This is a genomic window from Lysinibacillus sp. NPDC096418, from assembly GCF_044762775.1.
Taxonomy (GTDB): domain Bacteria; phylum Bacillota; class Bacilli; order Bacillales_A; family Planococcaceae; genus Lysinibacillus.
Genome location: NZ_JBIWEY010000041.1, coordinates 1 through 16,552, shown reverse-complemented (window position 1 = coordinate 16,552; position 16,552 = coordinate 1). Strand labels below are relative to the sequence as shown.

The following is a 16,552-nucleotide window of genomic DNA, read 5'->3' as shown; positions in this document are numbered from 1 at the left end:
TCATAAGGGGAGATGGGACCATGTCAATCAATGCATTCAAATATAATATTCCTGATAAAACATTTGCAAAGTTAAACACTGTAGGTGAATTTACGCGTCTTGCAGTAAGTCCTGGTATTATTAATAAGCATTATACACCGGTACAATTTCAAAAAATTGCAGAAGTAATCGGGGAGAATGGGGCGATTAAATACTCTGCATCTTATAGTATATTGCTATCCGTCCCGACAATTGATGTTCCAGAGGTGAGACAGAAGTTAGAACAGGCAGGCTTATACATTTCACAGCAAGGTCCTATTGTGTCGATGAAAGCATGTGATTTTTGTGATGGGGATAAGATGGAGGCAGCGGCGATAACAGAAGCGCTTTATGAGCGGCTTGAAGGTATAGAGGTACCAAAAAGATTGCGTGTCAATATGAATGGTTGTGCATCAGCTTGCTACAATGCCGTTTATGACGATATTGGCCTTGTTTACCAGAAAGATAGTTTTGATGTCTATTTAGGAGCTGTTCCGATGGGAAGACATGCACAGGCAGGGGAGTTATTTGCAAAAAAAGTACCTGTACAGTTTATTGAACAACTGTTACAGGCAATTATCACGGACTATCAGGTATATGCTCGCCAAGACGAACCATTTCACAAATATTATCACCGAACGAAATCTGCTGATTATTGGCAAAAGCTTATATAATAATGGGTGCCTCAAAAAGAGACACCCGTTTTTTTAGTTTAATTTTTGAATGAAGACAACTTTTAAGTAGTTGAATTCAGGGAACTCACGTGGTATGCGGAAATCCTTTGGTAGCCCGAATTCCTCAACAATTTTATAGCGTGTATTAGTTGCTTTAAATGCTTGGTCGATAAAGCCTTTGAATTTCTTCATACCAAAACTTGCGTTGTTTGTAGAAGCGACAATCACTCCGTTTTTCTCTGTAATTGCGATTGTATCCATTAACAATTTTGGATAGTCCTTCGCTGTTGAAAACGTCATTTGCTTTGTGCGTGCAAAGCTAGGTGGATCTAATACGACAAGGTCAAATTTCATGTTATGACGTTGTGCATATTTGAAATATTGGAACACGTCCATCACTTTGATGTCCTGTGCCTCATAATCAATCGAGTTGACACTAAATTGTTCAATAGTTTTAGATAAACTACGCTTTGCAACATCTACACTTGTAGTTTTCGTAGCGCCACCAAGTGCTGCTGCGACTGAAAATGCGCCTGTGTAAGAGAATGTATTAAGCATATTCGAACCCTTAGCGTAGCGCTCACGAATTGCAAGGCGAACTTCACGCTGATCGAGGAAAATACCAGTCATCGCGCCGTCATTTAAATTGACTGCGTAATTCATGCCGTTTTCTTTCACGATTAATGGGAATTCACCTGGTGTACCCATGACAAAATCGTCTTGCTCGATATACTGACCTTTACTATCAAAGCGTTTTTTTTCGTAGATTGCTTTATAATTTACCGTTTCAGAAAGTGCCTCATAGACAGCATCCTTGAAGGAGTAAATGCCTTCACTATACCAGCTTACCATATAGTAACCATCAAAAAAGTCTATTGTTAAGCCACCGATACCGTCGCCCTCACCGTTAAAAGCACGAAATGCTGTAGTGTTAGGATTATTAAAGAAGGCTTCACGATTTTGGATGGCTTTTTTGATTTTCTTCTCAAAGAAAGCTGTGTCAATTTCTTCGTTGGCATCTGTTGTTAATAGCCAGCCAATCCCTTTATTTTGTAAGCCGTAATAACCAGTTCCGATAAAACGATTGTGTATATCTAGTAAGCGTAATAGGGAACCTTCCTCGGCAGGTAGTTTACGTGCATCGACTGCGTCTTTCGAAATTAGTGGGTAGCCTTTTTTTAATGGGCCTGCAAATTGATTGTTGATTTGTAGTGCAATTGTTTGTGTCATGTTGTCATCCTTTAAAAAGCATTTTGCTCTATTATCGCATTGTTTTAGGGATATAGACAAATTATTTTATAAAAGCAGCAATTTTTTCGACAGTGTCAATCGTTGCTTCCTCGAAAAAGTCCATTTTACTGAAATAACTATGGATTAAACCTGGCATAACAACATGATTAACTTCTACACCGGCTGCGGCTAATTTTTCTGCATAGCTAACGCCTTCATCAAATAGCACATCTGCCTCTGCTGCAAGAATAATTGTTTTCGGTAATTCCTTAAAATCCGCCGCTTGAAGAGGGGCTACTAAAGGATTGGATAAGGTATCCTCCGTTAAATAATGTCCTGTAAACCATTCCATTCCCTGCGTGTCTAAACCGAAATGTGCGCCGAACTTCGAATACGAATTCATAGAGAAATTGATGTTTGTCACTGGATAAATCAGGGCTTGTGCAGTAATGGCCGGCCCGTTTTCTTGCTTTGCAATATGTGTCATTACAGTTGCTAAATTACCGCCAGCACTATCACCGGCCACGATCAAACGTGTTGGATCCCCATTTAATTCTGCCGCATGTTCATAAACCCAAAGTAATGCATCGTATGCGTCGTAAACAGGCGTTGGGAACGGAAATTCTGGAGCTAGTCGGTAATCAATCGATACAACTATTGATTGTGCTTTTTCCGCAAGTAGCTGACAGCCGGCATCTGCTGACTCTAAATCTCCAAATACCCAGCCACCACCATGGTAATATACAATAATCGGGAGAATTTTTTCGTGGGGAGGCGTGTAAATACGGACCTTTATTTTCGCGCCGTCACGTACTGTTATTTTTTGATCTTCGATGGAAGCAAGAGTTGGTGTAAGTGAAGATTGCCATTTTGGAACAGTGCGCGAAGCTCTTGCCTCTTCGGGTGTCATTTCGTAATAATGGTACCCTGTATCATTTGCTTCTATATAGCGAATTGCTTCGTTAGTTAATTGTGTCATCTTCATCATTCCTTTTTCGTAACGTTTGTAATTTTTATTATAAACTATTCTTATTAAAATACTATGTATTAATCTTGGAAAAGAAAATTATTTTATAAAAGAGTGAAAATACTTCAGTTAGTAATCAAAAATACGTTTATAATATAGGGTATATCCAACTTGGAGGGACAAAATGATTTCATTAATTGTGGCACATGCCGAACAACGCGTAATTGGCTATGAAAACGATATGCCTTGGCATTTGCCAGGGGAGTTACAATATTTTAAGGCACAAACGATGGGTAAGCCCATTATTATGGGGCGTAAAACGTTTGAATCTATTGGTCGACCATTACCTGGACGCCGTAACATTGTCATTACAAGAAATGGAAGTTTTAAAGTGGACGGTATAGAAACAGTGGCAAGTTTAGATGAGGCACTTAAGCTTGCTGGAGAGGTACCTGAAATTATGATTATTGGTGGGGAGCAAATTTTCCGACTAGCATTGCCAATAGCAGATCGACTTTATGTAACAACAATTCATCATTCATTTCCAGGGGACACATATTTCCCTGAATACGAAGCGGATTTTGTTGAAGTTTCTGCACAAGAGCCAGTAACTACACCGGAAGGCTACACATTCCAATATCGTATTTTTGAACGAAAATAAGAAATGCACGGTGTCAGAAGCACCGTGCATTTTTTTATAAATAGAGATACACACAGGCATACATCGAGCCGCAGCCCGCTAATACGAACAGATGCCAGATCATATGATTGTATGGTAACGAGCGCCAAGCGTAGAATAACGCGCCAATGGTATAAAAAAGTCCTCCAGCTAACAGTAACGCAAAGCCGTTAAAGCCAAGGTAAGCATAGATCGGCTTTATGGCAAAAATAATTAGCCATCCCATACCGATATAAAAAATAAGGGAAAGAATTTCAAAACGATTGATAAAAAAGCATTTAAAGGCAACCCCAAGAATCGCGAGGCTCCAAATAGTAATGAGTAATACTATACCCAGAGTGCCACCAATAGCAATCAGTAAAAATGGTGTATACGTACCCGCTATTAAAATATATATCGATGAATGATCGAGAATTGCAAAAATGTGTTTGTATTTTTCTGGCATACTATGTAGCAGGGTGGACATTAAAAACAGGATAATAACGGAAGCCCCGAAAATACTAAATGTTGTGATTTGCAGCGCACTGCCATTTTGAATACCTGTTAAAATAAGCACAACAAGTGCCGGAATACTTGCAATAAAACCTATTCCGTGCGTAATTGCATTCCACAGTTCTTCTTTCCATGTTTTATAATCAAATGATTCAATCATAAATTCCACTCCTTTCGTTCTTGCTATTACTATACCCCAATAATATGTATTCTACTATTTACATTTGTCATATGTTTCATGTGTTTTCTGTAATCTATATATACCAAGGCTTGAAGGGTTATTCGTTAAGAATTAGCCCTGAAATTCGCCCTAGCATCCTCTAAACTACGACTGAACACAGCTACAGACTCTTGTTCCATTTCTTCTAACACGTGTGCGTAAACTGTATGAATCATTCGAGGTGTATTACCTAATCGATCAGCAATTACCTTTACAGGTAGTCCATCATTTAATAAAATTGTAGCGTGAGTGTGGCGTAAACCGTGAATTGTCACTTTAGGTAAGTTAGCCCTTTGAACAATTCTAAGCATAACAGCAGCCGTGTTAGTGGGGTGTATAGGCTCGTTTGTTTGTTCGGACAAGAAAACAAACGTATCAGCGTTCAATTTTTTACCGATTGATAACAATAATGATTTACACCAAGTTTTATATGTCGCTAACTGATCTATAACGCTTTTATCCACCTGGATAGACCGATACGAATTTTTTGTTTTCGGTTTCCCAGTACCAGCATAATTACGTGTTCGCTCGATAGTAATTTTATTATTATCAAAGTCAATATTTCGCCATTGTAGTCCGCAAGCTTCCCCAAGTCTTACTCCGGTGTATGCAATAGTTAATAACAATGTATTATTCGTGATGTTTTCATTTTGTTTGGCATCGTTTAGAAAAGTGAGTAACTGATTAGGTGTAAAAAAATTCTCTATTTTTTCTTCCTCTTCGGGCAAAGCTACACGTAAAAAGCGGTTCCGAGCAATTATTTCAGCTTCCACAGCTGCATTAATGGCCGTTTTGAAAGTATTGTGCACAGTTTTAACCGTATTGTAGGCGTAGTCACATCCTAGCACATTGATACACTGTTTTTGATACGTATCTTTATCTAGCTTTTGAAGCTTGAAATGACCGATAAGTGGTTTTAGTTGCAATCGTACCGCAGTTTCGTGAATCTCACGCGTTCTAGGTTTCCAAGTATGATCCATCTTTAGCCATGTATCCAACCATTGGCTAATAGTTAAATAATCATTTTCAATCAGTTTGGTATTTCCGCGCAGCGTTTGAGCCTTTACATCCACAAGGGCTTTTATCGCTGCTTTTTCTGTTTCGCATCCACTTTTTTTCTTTTCTTTTACTTTTCCATATGAATCTTCATATTTATGACGGTACATCCAGCGTTTGACGCTATCCTTTAAATAATATGCATAAACCTCAGGGTCTTTCGATGATTTTTCTAGTTTCACCTTGTCCATTCCTTTCATGCTTGGCGGCGTGTGTACAGGAATAGGTGAGTAATAGGTGAGTTAATAAAATATAGAGAGAAGAGGGAAAAAATTATGCAATTCAATATTTTTTAAATCAAAATTTACTTTTTCACCATTTGAGTATGTTTCAAAAACTTGTGCTTCAACTACTTTGCCTATATAAAAGTTTCCATCGTTTAGTATAGCCATTCGTTCGTTAGAAAAATGATTATACAAAAATTCCTTTTTAAAATCTGGATAATAAAGAATGTGTACACAGTCGCCTTCTCTTACCAAATCGCATTTATTAGAACTGCTTATTGTTACTAACAATTCATGGTGTTTATGCTTAAGCGGAAGGGTTTTATAGGTGTCTTTATACGTAACCGGCTGTATTTCGAAAGCCTCATTATTATTGAAATTGAATTTTTTGAGATTTAATAGATCATCGTTTGTGATTAAATATGCGGTAGATTCAATCATATAAACTTGGTCATGAATTAATCCGTGCAAATAACTAAATATATCCTCTATTTTCGAACCTAGTGAACATTTTTCCTCAAAAGATAATTGTTTCGCATTATCGAAAATATAATTAACATCATCCTCTGTGGCAGATGAATTATTAAAAGAAAAATAACGAGATGCAATTTCTCTGTATTCTATATTATTGAAAATATAATTCAACATTGTGTCAGCCTCTTTTCCCATTTCGGCAATGATTGACGGAAGCTCTTGTTCAATGATTTTTTTGATTCTTTCTATATCTAAGATGGATACGTCATTTTCTTTTATTTTATTAATTAATATTCGTAAAGAACCCATAGGAATGGAACCTGTCATAAATTTATATTCAGAAGGGGTTAGACTTTCTAAATTATAGAAGATAAAGCTTTCCATACTACCAAACATTAAATTATCAACAGTCATATTTCCTAAATCGGCGATTTTTTTTAATCTTTTATTGCTTGGAAGGGTTATTCCTTTTTCCCATTTTGAAACTGCACTTTTTCCAGCATTGTCTATCAACTCTCCAAACGCCTCTAAAGTTAATCCTTTTGATTTTCTGATGTTTGATATTCGCATACCAAGCGCTTCTTTGTCTACATTCATATTCTTTCACATTCCTTTTTATTTTTTTTTATTATATCGCAAAAAATGAAAAAAACATACGCATTGTTTCTTAAAGTGTCTTATTTTGTTGTTTTCAAATGAAAAGTATGCTATTTTAAAAGTGTCTTAAAGTTTCTTTTTTCTATTATTTTTTTTGAAAAAAGGTTTCTTAAAGTGTCTTATTAATGGAGGGGTGAAAGAATGATTGAAAACAAAGAGGTGTTAACAAAAGTGACGATGACTGTAAAAGAAACCGCTGATTATATTGGAATATCTCGTGGAACTGTCTATAACATGGTTAAAGCTAATCAAATACCTCATGTAAAAATAGGTGGAAAGATATTGTTTCATCGTGAAACCATTGATAAATGGCTAACAACACCAACAGCAAAGTAAAGGGGCTATGAGATGTTACCAGCAAATATTGAAGTAAATTTGGACAAACAAGCCATTCGGCAGTACATAGAGAAACGGCTTGATGAAGAAGTAAGGGAAGTTTTCTTCTTAATCGACTTAAAGAAGATGTCGGAATTGCTTTGCATGTCAGAGAGACACATTACTGAAGAATTGCTTCACGACCCACGCGTTAGAGCTTGTGAAGTTCGCAAGAATCGCAAGAGGTGGTGGTTTTATAAACCAGTACTAGAAGCTATTGAAGCTGTTGTCTTAGAGTGGTGAAAATACACAGCTTGGCGGCGTGTGTTATAGGAATAGGTCATAAACGGAAGTAGGTGAACAAATGGCAATATTGGAGAAAGAAAAAATTCTTTTAGTTGTACCAGAAAACATTCCAGATGAACTGAAACAACTAAAATATTGGATTTTGTGGAAAGCTGAATGGGATGAAAAACAAGGTGTTTTTACAAAAGTTCCGTACTGTAGGAATGGTATTCGAAAAGCAAGTAGCACGAACAGTCGAACCTGGAATACTTTCGATAAGATATACGAAGCATATGAAAATGGTGTAGGGGATGGAATAGGATTTGTTTTATCCGAAACTGATCCATATGCCTGTATTGATATAGATAATATTGAAAGTGTAGACATGTTACCGGAGTTAGCGCAAGAAATTGTGAGTTTATCATATGCAGAGCGTTCACCATCAGCTAAAGGCATTCACGTATGGATTAAAGGTTTTCAGCATGATAGCAATAAATTTAAGAATAAAAATACAAACCTAGATTATGAGATTTATAGTAACAAACGATTTATAACTTTCACTGGTGAAGCGTTAAATGATTTATCGATAAATGAAGGAAATGAAATCGAAGCGTTTATTGAAAAAGTATTTAAACGTGAAGAAGCAACGTCTCCACTTCCACAACAAAATGATGGACTTGGTAAAGCTGCACTCCTTGAATCTGAAATTTTACGGATTGCCGAGAAAAGTAAAAATGGTGATCGATTTAAATTATTCATGAATGGCGGTTGGGAACAACTCTATGGCTCACAATCAGAAGCAGATATGGCATTTGTGAATGATTTGGCATTTTGGACTAATTGTGATTATCACATGATGGACAGTATCTTTAGAAAATCCTCTTTAATGCGTGATAAGTGGGATAGTAAACGAAATAAAACTACTTATGGAGATGAACAATTAACTAAAGCCATTCAGGAATGCACAAATACATTCGTTCCAGATCAAAAGGTTGATTTGATTCCATATGGATACCAAAAAAAAACGGTGCGCTTTATCAGATTTCTGAAAAGGTGTTACGTGATGGATCCATAGAGCAAAAGGAACATTTAATTTGTAGTCAGTCCCCGGTAATTGTTAGATCATTTGAAAATGTTGAAACGGATGATTTGTATTATGAACTGAACTGGAAAGACGAACATCGGCTTAGAAAAGCAATTGTTCTCGCTTCTCAAATTGGTTCTAGAAAAGAATTAACTTTGTTATCTAATAGATCATTAGCTGTGACAGAAAACAATGCAAAAAATTTAATTGATTACTTTTACAGTTACTTAATGCATAACAAGTCTAAATTAACACGAGAACATTTGGTTAGTCGAATAGGCCATATAAGAGGCTATTTTGTTCATCCGTTGCAGTCGAATGAGGTCATGATTAAGCCAAATGATTTAGGGGAGAAGCAGCTACTTGAAGCCTTTCAAACATCTGGAACAGCCCAAGAATGGATTGAACATGTTTTAAGCCCTATTCAAAGTCATCCCAGGGCGTTACTGATGGTACTCGCAAGTTTTGCATCTGTTTTATTAAATGATTTGAAGCTGCAGCCGTTTGTAATTGATTTTGCTGGTGAAACTTCCAACGGTAAAACTACTATTCTACGAGCCTGTGCCAGTGTTTGGGGAACGGACACATTAATGAGTGAATGGAACATTACAAAGGTAGCTGCAGAGCGTAAAACCACTTTTTTAAATAGCTTTCCCTTAATATTGGATGATTCACGAAAAGCGAATGAAAAAACACTAGGAGATTTCATTTATAACTTTAGTGGTGGACGTTCAAAAGGGCGTGGATCCACAACGGGGAGTCAGCAAGAATTTACTTGGAATAACATCTTAATTTCCACTGGTGAAGCCAGTCTTACCACATACGCTGAACAAAAAGGAGGAGTGGCTGCACGTATTATCTCGATAGAAGGGATTCCATTTGAAAATGTGAAGCCTAGTTTCTTCACTAGCTTACATAACGGAATCGACTCCTATTATGGAGAAATCGGCAAGCAGTTTGTAGCGAAATGGCAACAGCATAAAAAAGATTTACTTCCACAATTCAGTGAGTACGTGGAAGTATGTCAGAAAAAAACTGAGAATAATCCTGTAATCGTTCGAGTAACTAGAAATTTCGCAGTCTTAATTTATGTGGGAAAGCTACTTAATATGTTCTTCAAATTAGATATAGATTTGATGAAGCTCTACAAGTTATTTGATGAATTAGTTTCCGAAAACAAAGCATTGGACAAGCCGAAACAGTTACTTGAAACGATGCTGCAGGATTTAGATTCAGATCGTGGATCGATTTTTTATAGATATGGATTAAGTCGTCCGATGAAAGCAGTCTATAAAGATGGTGTGTTATGGATAACACCAAGTTATTTAAAGGATTTTCTTGGTTTAGAAGAGAAAACTATTCGGTCAGCATGGTTGAAGCGTGGATATACAACAAAATTCGAAAATAGAGGAAAAGAAGTAGATTACCGTCTAAAGAAGGTGGAAGGAAATAATTTTAGATTAGTTTGTATCAGTCCAAACATTTTAAAAGAGTTGGATTTTAATTTCGCAGAACAGATAGAAAGATACTAGGCTACACAAAGGAACATATGTATTTTATATCTTGTTACCTTGAAAAACCTTATCTATCAATGGTTGATAATAGTTAGTAACACAGGTAACAAAGGTAACACAAAATATATATACTCGCATGTATTTATTTCAATGAAAAAAGCATTTTTATAAACATCTAAATAGGGTGTATTTTTTCGTGTTACCTTGTTACTTTTGTTACTTTTCTGTTTAAATGTTGATATATCAACATCTTTGAGGTAACAAAAAGGGCTACACATTATAAAAAAAGGCACACAAATATAAGTAAGTAGGTGAATTATGACCGTCAAACAAAAACTATTAGATTATATTGAAACGCACTCAGGTACATCTTTTGTGGAAATTGAACGACTATTTAAAGAAAATCATTTTCATTATGAAGGAGATCGATCATTGCAAGGGAATACCAATCTTATTCTATGGCTAGATTGGAATAATGAAGCTGTAGCTTTGATTAATGAGTTATTGGAAGAAGGATCTATTATCTGTAAAGCTATTCATCTATTAGCTTATATAGTTGATGGAGGTACGATCCCATTACCACTTGCTAATGAAGCGAGAGCTTATCAATATCCTAGATGGTTACCTGTAGGATTTTATTATAGGGAGGCAAAGTGATGAAAGAGTTTAAAGAAGTTAAATGCAAAGCATGTAAACGACTATTCCTAACATCAACACAAGAATATATATTAGCGGATTCAAACTATGATGCAGAGATTAAATATCATCGTTGCAAAGCGATCAATCGTTATGAAGTTAAATAAACATAGAGACTCACGAAGTCCAGTAGCTGCACAGTGATGTGTATGTTATTGGGCTTTTCTTTATTAGGGGAGGTGAGGTGTGGTAGTTGAGTACAATTAGAAGTCCGGCCAGGTTATGGGTCCTCCTGGGACTTTAACTTTATGCGGGGCTCTCGAGGCCCAAAAGTCGTCTATTTTTGTTTTGAAAATTTTACTTTCGCTTTCGCTTTGGGGGGTATCAACCCTAGTATTCATCGGTGTTTGATGGTTGCAAAGCGAAAGTGGGGAAAGTGAAAAAGCGAAAGTAACACTGCGGGTCCTTCCTTAGGAGGTACTGTTAAGGAGAATGTTTATTCCCTAATTAAAACACATCTGAACGAGGTCCTTCAAATAGAGTGAAATTCCTAAAGAAAATATTAAAGAAAATTAACTAGTAAATACATTTTGCTAGGGAGAGCTCTATTTAAATTACAAACAAACGTTCTTATTTTGTGCTATACTAAATCCATCAATAGAACATGATGGAGGGATTGAATGGATAAAGAAAAACTTTTCGATAAACTTGAAAACTTCTTAAAAGAGATAGGTGATGCAGAGTTACCTAAGACTCTTCAAGTAACTTTTAGTTACTCAACTGGAGAGAAAGATATTTTTATTGTGTCTGAAATCTTTTGGGCTAACGCAATGGTTGCAACTAGGAACAGAAAGAAGTATTTATATTATCAGAACAATTTAATTAACCTCGAACACGTTGTTAAAATGCAATATGAAAAAATAGATACTAATACATAAAGGTCACATCTAACCAGGTGTGGCTTTTTATTATGAAATTGGTTACAACTAAGTAGAGGTGATAATCAATGCCGATTAAATGGTACTGCGGTGATTCAGGATATAAAATTCCATATTATCGTGCTGGAGACAAAGTGATTACTAAAGAATCTAAACTAGAAGCTGTAGTTGTCGAATATGATTTCGGAATAGATGATGTCAAAGTAGATTATGTAAAAGATGTAAACGAGCAGCGATGGTTAAAAGCTTCTCAAATCGAACCTAATGAACCTATTGAAGAACAAGAAACACCTTACGAAACAATAGAATTATTAGAATCGAATTAGTCGCACTCACTACGAGTTGCGGCTTTTTTTCTAGAAACTAAGAGAGAATCTTCAAAATAGCGATAGATATCAAAAAGTTGTTTGGAAAAAATAGAAACCACTGATTAAATCACTCAGTTTATTTTTGACGACGATTTAAGTTTTTTTGATAGTGCTATTCTTAAATAAAAAAAGACAAAATGGATTTAATATTTTCTCTCAAAATGATAAAGTGTATAGTAAATATTTACAACATATCAGGAGAGATAACAATTGAGAGATGAACTTAAAAAACATCTAAATAAAGACATGTATTTTTATGGAAAGTTTAAAAATTTTGGAATAAGAAATATCCCGATGAGAACCAAAAGAAGAAATTTAAAAGTGACAAAAGTTGAAAGAGTGTTACTGCATGACCTATACGATATCGAAGGTAATTATATGTGTGATCATATATGGGTAAGTAATTCTTCTTTATTTAGAACTCAAAATGTAAAAGACGGTGATATTGTCCAATTTAAAGCAACTGTTGATAGTTATATAAAGGGTTATCTTGGGAAAAATGATGATAAAAATACTGTAATAAAATTAGATTACGGTTTAAGTCATGTAAGCGATGTTAAAATCTATCAAGGTGAGTTAAACTTTGATAGTATTTCAAAGGAGTAATACATACATGCGATTCACCAAAATCTTCGGGTCATCCTCCTAGTCTATTTTGGTTAGGGTTTTTTGCATATTGTTTTCCTTATAATACAATATTTACTAAATTTTATAATTATGCTATCCTCAAGTTATATATTGTTTTTTTTTTTGGAGGCGTAATTATGAAATTTAATAAATTAATGGTATTCACAATACTATGTTCTGTTTTACTACTTTCGGCTTGTGGTAAGGATGAATCGGTAAAAGCTAATGGTGAGTCGAATGATAAAGAAGTAGAAAAAATTGATGACTCTGATTCAACATCAAAAGTAGAGGAAATTATTGACCCAAATCCTAAAAATGATTTAAGTGCTGAAGTAGATATAGCAATGGAGCAATTTAGTATTGCTTTAGTAGATTTTCAAGTAAATATCAACGAATATTTCTACGGTTATAAAAAGTCAAACATAGAAGATTATCAAAAGAAAGCGTTAATTGAAACTGGTGAATTAGTAAATAAAGAAATGAACAGTATAAAATTAAACGCTATAACTGAGGGCGATAAAGAGATTGAATACTTATATGAGGAACTGAAGAAGTATCAAGACATAAGATTTCAAGCACTCAAAAGATATCTAGATAAACCCAATGATCATGATTTTGAAATTATAAATAAAAATACTGGATTTGTTACGGATATTGCAATAAAAATGATTGATATTAGAGCGAAAGATATCTAATTATAGTTCTATTACACCCTATTCAGGGTGTTTTTGTTTTTCAAAATTTATAAAGAATTATTTTTTTATAGATTTTGTAATGATGTTAAAAATAATCGATTCCAGTCTATTATTAGTGTGGAAGGAGGTGTTTGTTATAACTGTGAAAAACAAAGTCAAAACGCTAAATATTATTACTGTAGTGTCTATGGTACTATCAAGCTTTTTCTTCATTAAAAATGTTCTAGAAGAAGGTATAGAACAAGTACCTATTTCAATTACGGTATTGTATGTATTAGCTATCGTAGTATCGATTGCAAGTTTTGTATTACATTGGATGAATAAACAAAATAAAGTCAGCAACCTGCATCAATGAGAAGTTATCAGAAGTCACATCTAACCAGGTGTGGCTTTTTATTATGCCTTGAGAGGTGGTGAGAGAATGGTTAACACAGTAACACAACAACAGATTAATAGTATTATCGAGCAATCATCATTTGAGGTATTCCACCGAGTGCATGAAAAGCAATGCTTATTAGTAGCTAAGTTACCAAATGGTTTTACATTAGTTGGTGAATCTGCATGTGTAGACCCGGCTAACTATGATGAACATATCGGTTATGACTTAGCAGTGAAGCATATCAAGAGTCGCTTGTGGGAGCTAGAGGGGTACGCATTACAGAACAGACTTAGTGACACTGACCTAACAACAAGCATATAGGGCAGTGAATGAGCAGTCCGCCAACCCAGTCATACCAAGGCTTTGGGTCCTTCCCCAGGGGGGAGTCCTATGCGGGGCTCGCGACCATAGCCGTGTACTTAAGCTAATTTAATTATTTTTAATAATAAGTGCCTCTTTTAAGTTAGTATTAAAACGACAACTTAGAGGAGGCTTTTTATGTACAATCAACATAATTTATATGTGAAAGAATGTTTTCAACTTTTTCTACCTAAAAATCTTGAACAGCTAGCGAAGGAAACAGGATTTATTAAACGGGAGCGTCAATTTTCCGCTTCCGACTTTTTATCACTTGTATTTCGACAAAATGCTAATCTTGTTCAGCCCTCATTAAATAATTCATGCCACGATTTAGAGAAGCATAATATATATATCACCAAATCTGGTTTAAATAAACGATTCACTACTGAAGCAGTCGACTTTTTTAAGGCTCTATTTGATCGTCTATTTCAATATCAATTTCAGGCGCCATTGGCGGAAATGAAGTTAGAGAAAAAATCCCCATATAAACGGATTCGAATTATAGATAGTACAAGCTTTAAACTCCCAAAATCATATGAAAATAATTATAAAGGAACGAGAGATGCTGGTGCTAAAATACAATTTGAATTTGATTACGTAAGTGAGAAATTGCTTTGGTTTAATTTAGATGAAGGGAAATCTGCAGACACTCCCGCAGGATTCGAACGACTAGCTAATTTAGAAAAAGGGGATTTATTCTTGCAGGATTTAGGTTACTATCATTTGGATTTATTTGAACAAATTCATCGATCTGAAGCCTTTTATCTTTCAAGGGCTAGAATGGATTCGCAGTTCTTTATAGAGGTTGATAATCCACCTCGTCATCCAGATGGTTCCTTTATTGAAAAACAACGCTATCAGCGTTTATACATGGAAGAAGAATTGAAAACATTGCCCAGGGGACATTATCGAGAGTGGAATAAGATTTATGTGGGAAGACATAAAAAAATGCTCACACGCTGTATTATTTATCGTCATGATGAAGAGCAAGAAGAAAAAAATACAAAAAAAAGAATTAGAAGTTATCAAAAAAAATGCCGCTCTATTCCAAAAGAAAATGTAGCTTCACTTTCGGGACTAACTATTTACATAACTAATTTACCACGTACTATTTCCGTCGAAAAAATAACTCAGTTATATCGCGTTCGATGGCAGATTGAACTTCGTTTCAAAACGTGGAAATCCCATTTGAAAATTCATCAAATAAAAGACATGAAAATTGAACGTTGGTTATGCCACGTATATTGCCAATGTATTGTCATGCTGTTAAGCATGATAACCACAGGTTATCTTCGAAAAGTTGTTTGGAAAACATTAAATAAATTTATTAGTGAAGATTTAACAATCCGTATGATTTCTAGAATGATAAACCGACTCGTTTTAGAAAGCAAAAAAGGTGCGCGAAGCTGGAGTTTGTTCTTTAAGAGTCTTATTCCTACCACAGAAAAATTCAACTTAAAATCCACAAAGCCAGAACGGCACACTTTATTTGTTTGATTAAACATACAAAAAATCCAAATTAAAGGTAGTTAAGAACTACATTATTTTGGGTTTATTTGTTATGCTCTTTTTTTAGAACATATCTTATTCTAACCTCAAAACACTCATTTGCAACATTAACTCTTCGGAAAATATTAAGAATATAAAATTTGAACTTTACTATCCTTCTTAAGTACACGGCTATGGGCTCGCGACTCCCGCGGTTCGTCTCCTTGAAAATAAAAAATTTTACTTCGGAACTTCGGAATTGGGGTGAGCAAAATGGATGGATTTAAAGAGGAAAACGGACGTGTTCTTATACGAACAAATCGGCTCTGTGAGTTAATTGAAATCAGCGATAGATCGCTAACTGACTGGAAGAAGCAAGGGTTAACGCAACACTCTCGAGGGTGGTGGGATTTACAACATGTCCTGAAATGGCGCGGTGAAATTTACAACGCTGATTCCGAAGTAAGCAAGTCTGCAAACCTGCAACAAATGAAGTTAGAAGCAGAAGTTGCTCGAATCCATCCTGTCGAGCTTGGGATATCGAAGTTAGTCCTCCGCAATCTTTATATGATGTGACTACTCTTACTCGACTAGCTGCTATTGAAGAAATTAGGTATTGAGTGGGGTGGAACATTGACAAACGCAATTGACCGACCCCATTTTGAAGTTAAAGCAAATTGGAAGATACCCAAAGGCTATGTATTGGGTCAAGTAGTCGTACCAAGTAACAGCAAAATGCAAGTCCAATTAATTGTGGAAGACAAAAAGGAGGAAGTAACAATGACAAATACAAATTGGAACACAGGATCACCAGCAATGTATACAGAGGCATAAGCATTTTTAACACAAGCTGTTAAAGAAGGCGTTATTCAGGATTCACATTTAAAAGATTTAAAAAATCGTACCATGACAACGGATCGTTTGCTATGATTGTATATTACGATTCAGCAACGTCGTAGTAAATAGTAAATTATATTGTTCAGTTTTTGTTTAGAACGATGTAGTAATCTATCAATGTATTCTTGTCGATACAAAGGAACACGCATAAGCAAAGTAAAAAGCCCAGGTACTCAATTAATGAACTGAACCCTATAAAGTAGACAGTTTAATAAAAGACCATTTGCTACATTAAACAGCGATTAAATGACTTCGGTATGCTGCCGGAGTCATTT

Annotated in this window: 22 protein-coding genes; 17 read left to right on the top strand and 5 right to left on the bottom strand. The window is 35.3% G+C overall.

The annotated features are described in order from the left end of the window. Nucleotides 1–20: 20 nt before the first annotated feature. Nucleotides 21–692, top strand: a complete 672-nt coding sequence (locus ACIQZG_RS21275) for a precorrin-3B methylase (RefSeq protein ID WP_402757630.1) — start codon at nt 21–23, stop codon at nt 690–692. Between the two features lie 33 nt (nt 693–725). On the opposite strand, the gene ACIQZG_RS21270 is transcribed toward ACIQZG_RS21275, so the two are convergent. After that, entirely contained in the window at nt 726–1,922 is a 1,197-nt protein-coding gene (locus ACIQZG_RS21270) for a class I SAM-dependent rRNA methyltransferase (RefSeq protein ID WP_402757629.1), read from the bottom strand. Nucleotides 1,923–1,983: 61 nt separating this feature from the next. After that, the gene (locus ACIQZG_RS21265) at nt 1,984–2,901 is read right to left on the bottom strand and encodes an alpha/beta hydrolase (protein ID WP_402757627.1); all 918 of its coding nucleotides are present in this window, start codon (nt 2,899–2,901) and stop codon (nt 1,984–1,986) included. Between the two features lie 172 nt (nt 2,902–3,073). On the opposite strand from ACIQZG_RS21265, the gene ACIQZG_RS21260 reads away from it, so the two are divergent. Further along, nucleotides 3,074–3,550: a dihydrofolate reductase gene (locus tag ACIQZG_RS21260; protein WP_402757625.1), complete on the top strand. Its 477-nt coding sequence runs from the start codon at nt 3,074–3,076 to the stop codon at nt 3,548–3,550. 34 nt (nt 3,551–3,584) lie between these two features. Here ACIQZG_RS21260 and trhA read toward each other — a convergent pair whose 3' ends face one another. The 3 genes from trhA to ACIQZG_RS21245 all read right to left on the bottom strand — a co-directional run bounded on the left by trhA (nt 3,585) and on the right by ACIQZG_RS21245 (nt 6,631). Beyond that, the gene (gene trhA, locus ACIQZG_RS21255) at nt 3,585–4,220 is read right to left on the bottom strand and encodes a PAQR family membrane homeostasis protein TrhA (RefSeq protein ID WP_402757623.1); all 636 of its coding nucleotides are present in this window, start codon (nt 4,218–4,220) and stop codon (nt 3,585–3,587) included. A 125-nt stretch (nt 4,221–4,345) separates the two neighbouring features. Then, a complete protein-coding gene (locus ACIQZG_RS21250) occupies nt 4,346–5,518 on the bottom strand; it encodes a tyrosine-type recombinase/integrase (RefSeq protein WP_483869796.1) in 1,173 nt (390 codons plus the stop codon). 60 nt (nt 5,519–5,578) lie between these two features. Then, entirely contained in the window at nt 5,579–6,631 is a 1,053-nt protein-coding gene (locus ACIQZG_RS21245; RefSeq protein WP_402757619.1) for a helix-turn-helix domain-containing protein, read from the bottom strand. A gap of 201 nt (nt 6,632–6,832) precedes the next feature. Between ACIQZG_RS21245 and ACIQZG_RS21240 the strand changes: the two genes are divergently transcribed. From ACIQZG_RS21240 to ACIQZG_RS21170, 15 genes are all read left to right on the top strand, one after another. After that, a complete protein-coding gene (locus ACIQZG_RS21240) occupies nt 6,833–7,027 on the top strand; it encodes a helix-turn-helix domain-containing protein (RefSeq protein WP_402757617.1) in 195 nt (64 codons plus the stop codon). Nucleotides 7,028–7,039: 12 nt separating this feature from the next. Further along, nucleotides 7,040–7,309, top strand: a complete 270-nt coding sequence (locus ACIQZG_RS21235; RefSeq protein WP_402757615.1) for a hypothetical protein — start codon at nt 7,040–7,042, stop codon at nt 7,307–7,309. A gap of 61 nt (nt 7,310–7,370) precedes the next feature. Further along, nucleotides 7,371–8,366 (top strand): phage NrS-1 polymerase family protein, encoded by a 996-nt coding sequence (locus ACIQZG_RS21230; protein ID WP_402757613.1) that lies wholly within the window; start codon nt 7,371–7,373, stop codon nt 8,364–8,366. Next, nucleotides 8,345–9,907 (top strand): DUF927 domain-containing protein, encoded by a 1,563-nt coding sequence (locus ACIQZG_RS21225; RefSeq protein ID WP_402757611.1) that lies wholly within the window; start codon nt 8,345–8,347, stop codon nt 9,905–9,907. The genes ACIQZG_RS21230 and ACIQZG_RS21225 overlap by 22 nt, the downstream gene beginning before the upstream one ends. A 300-nt stretch (nt 9,908–10,207) precedes the next feature. Beyond that, nucleotides 10,208–10,546, top strand: a complete 339-nt coding sequence (locus tag ACIQZG_RS21220; protein ID WP_402757609.1) for a pathogenicity island protein — start codon at nt 10,208–10,210, stop codon at nt 10,544–10,546. Next, nucleotides 10,546–10,692 (top strand): hypothetical protein, encoded by a 147-nt coding sequence (locus ACIQZG_RS21215; protein ID WP_402757607.1) that lies wholly within the window; start codon nt 10,546–10,548, stop codon nt 10,690–10,692. The genes ACIQZG_RS21220 and ACIQZG_RS21215 overlap by 1 nt, the downstream gene beginning before the upstream one ends. A 513-nt stretch (nt 10,693–11,205) precedes the next feature. Beyond that, nucleotides 11,206–11,463 (top strand): hypothetical protein, encoded by a 258-nt coding sequence (locus tag ACIQZG_RS21210; protein WP_402757605.1) that lies wholly within the window; start codon nt 11,206–11,208, stop codon nt 11,461–11,463. Nucleotides 11,464–11,531: 68 nt separating this feature from the next. Continuing rightward, on the top strand, nt 11,532–11,789 hold the full coding sequence (locus ACIQZG_RS21205; RefSeq protein WP_402757603.1) for a hypothetical protein: 258 nt from the start codon (nt 11,532–11,534) through the stop codon (nt 11,787–11,789). 252 nt (nt 11,790–12,041) lie between these two features. Further along, the gene (locus ACIQZG_RS21200) at nt 12,042–12,437 is read left to right on the top strand and encodes a hypothetical protein (RefSeq protein WP_402757602.1); all 396 of its coding nucleotides are present in this window, start codon (nt 12,042–12,044) and stop codon (nt 12,435–12,437) included. Nucleotides 12,438–12,595: 158 nt separating this feature from the next. Continuing rightward, nucleotides 12,596–13,153 (top strand): hypothetical protein, encoded by a 558-nt coding sequence (locus ACIQZG_RS21195; RefSeq protein WP_402757601.1) that lies wholly within the window; start codon nt 12,596–12,598, stop codon nt 13,151–13,153. Nucleotides 13,154–13,295: 142 nt separating this feature from the next. After that, nucleotides 13,296–13,508 carry a hypothetical protein gene (locus ACIQZG_RS21190; protein ID WP_402757599.1) on the top strand — a complete coding sequence of 71 codons (213 nt, stop codon included), beginning with the start codon at nt 13,296–13,298 and terminating at the stop codon, nt 13,506–13,508. Between the two features lie 66 nt (nt 13,509–13,574). Further along, nucleotides 13,575–13,853, top strand: coding sequence for a Gp49 family protein (locus tag ACIQZG_RS21185; protein WP_402757597.1), 279 nt, complete (start codon nt 13,575–13,577; stop codon nt 13,851–13,853). A gap of 177 nt (nt 13,854–14,030) precedes the next feature. Next, the gene (locus ACIQZG_RS21180) at nt 14,031–15,389 is read left to right on the top strand and encodes an IS4 family transposase (protein WP_402757595.1); all 1,359 of its coding nucleotides are present in this window, start codon (nt 14,031–14,033) and stop codon (nt 15,387–15,389) included. Nucleotides 15,390–15,653: 264 nt separating this feature from the next. After that, a complete protein-coding gene (locus tag ACIQZG_RS21175) occupies nt 15,654–15,956 on the top strand; it encodes a hypothetical protein (protein WP_402757594.1) in 303 nt (100 codons plus the stop codon). A 24-nt stretch (nt 15,957–15,980) separates the two neighbouring features. Continuing rightward, nucleotides 15,981–16,214: a hypothetical protein gene (locus ACIQZG_RS21170; protein ID WP_402757592.1), complete on the top strand. Its 234-nt coding sequence runs from the start codon at nt 15,981–15,983 to the stop codon at nt 16,212–16,214. Nucleotides 16,215–16,552 lie beyond the last annotated feature (338 nt).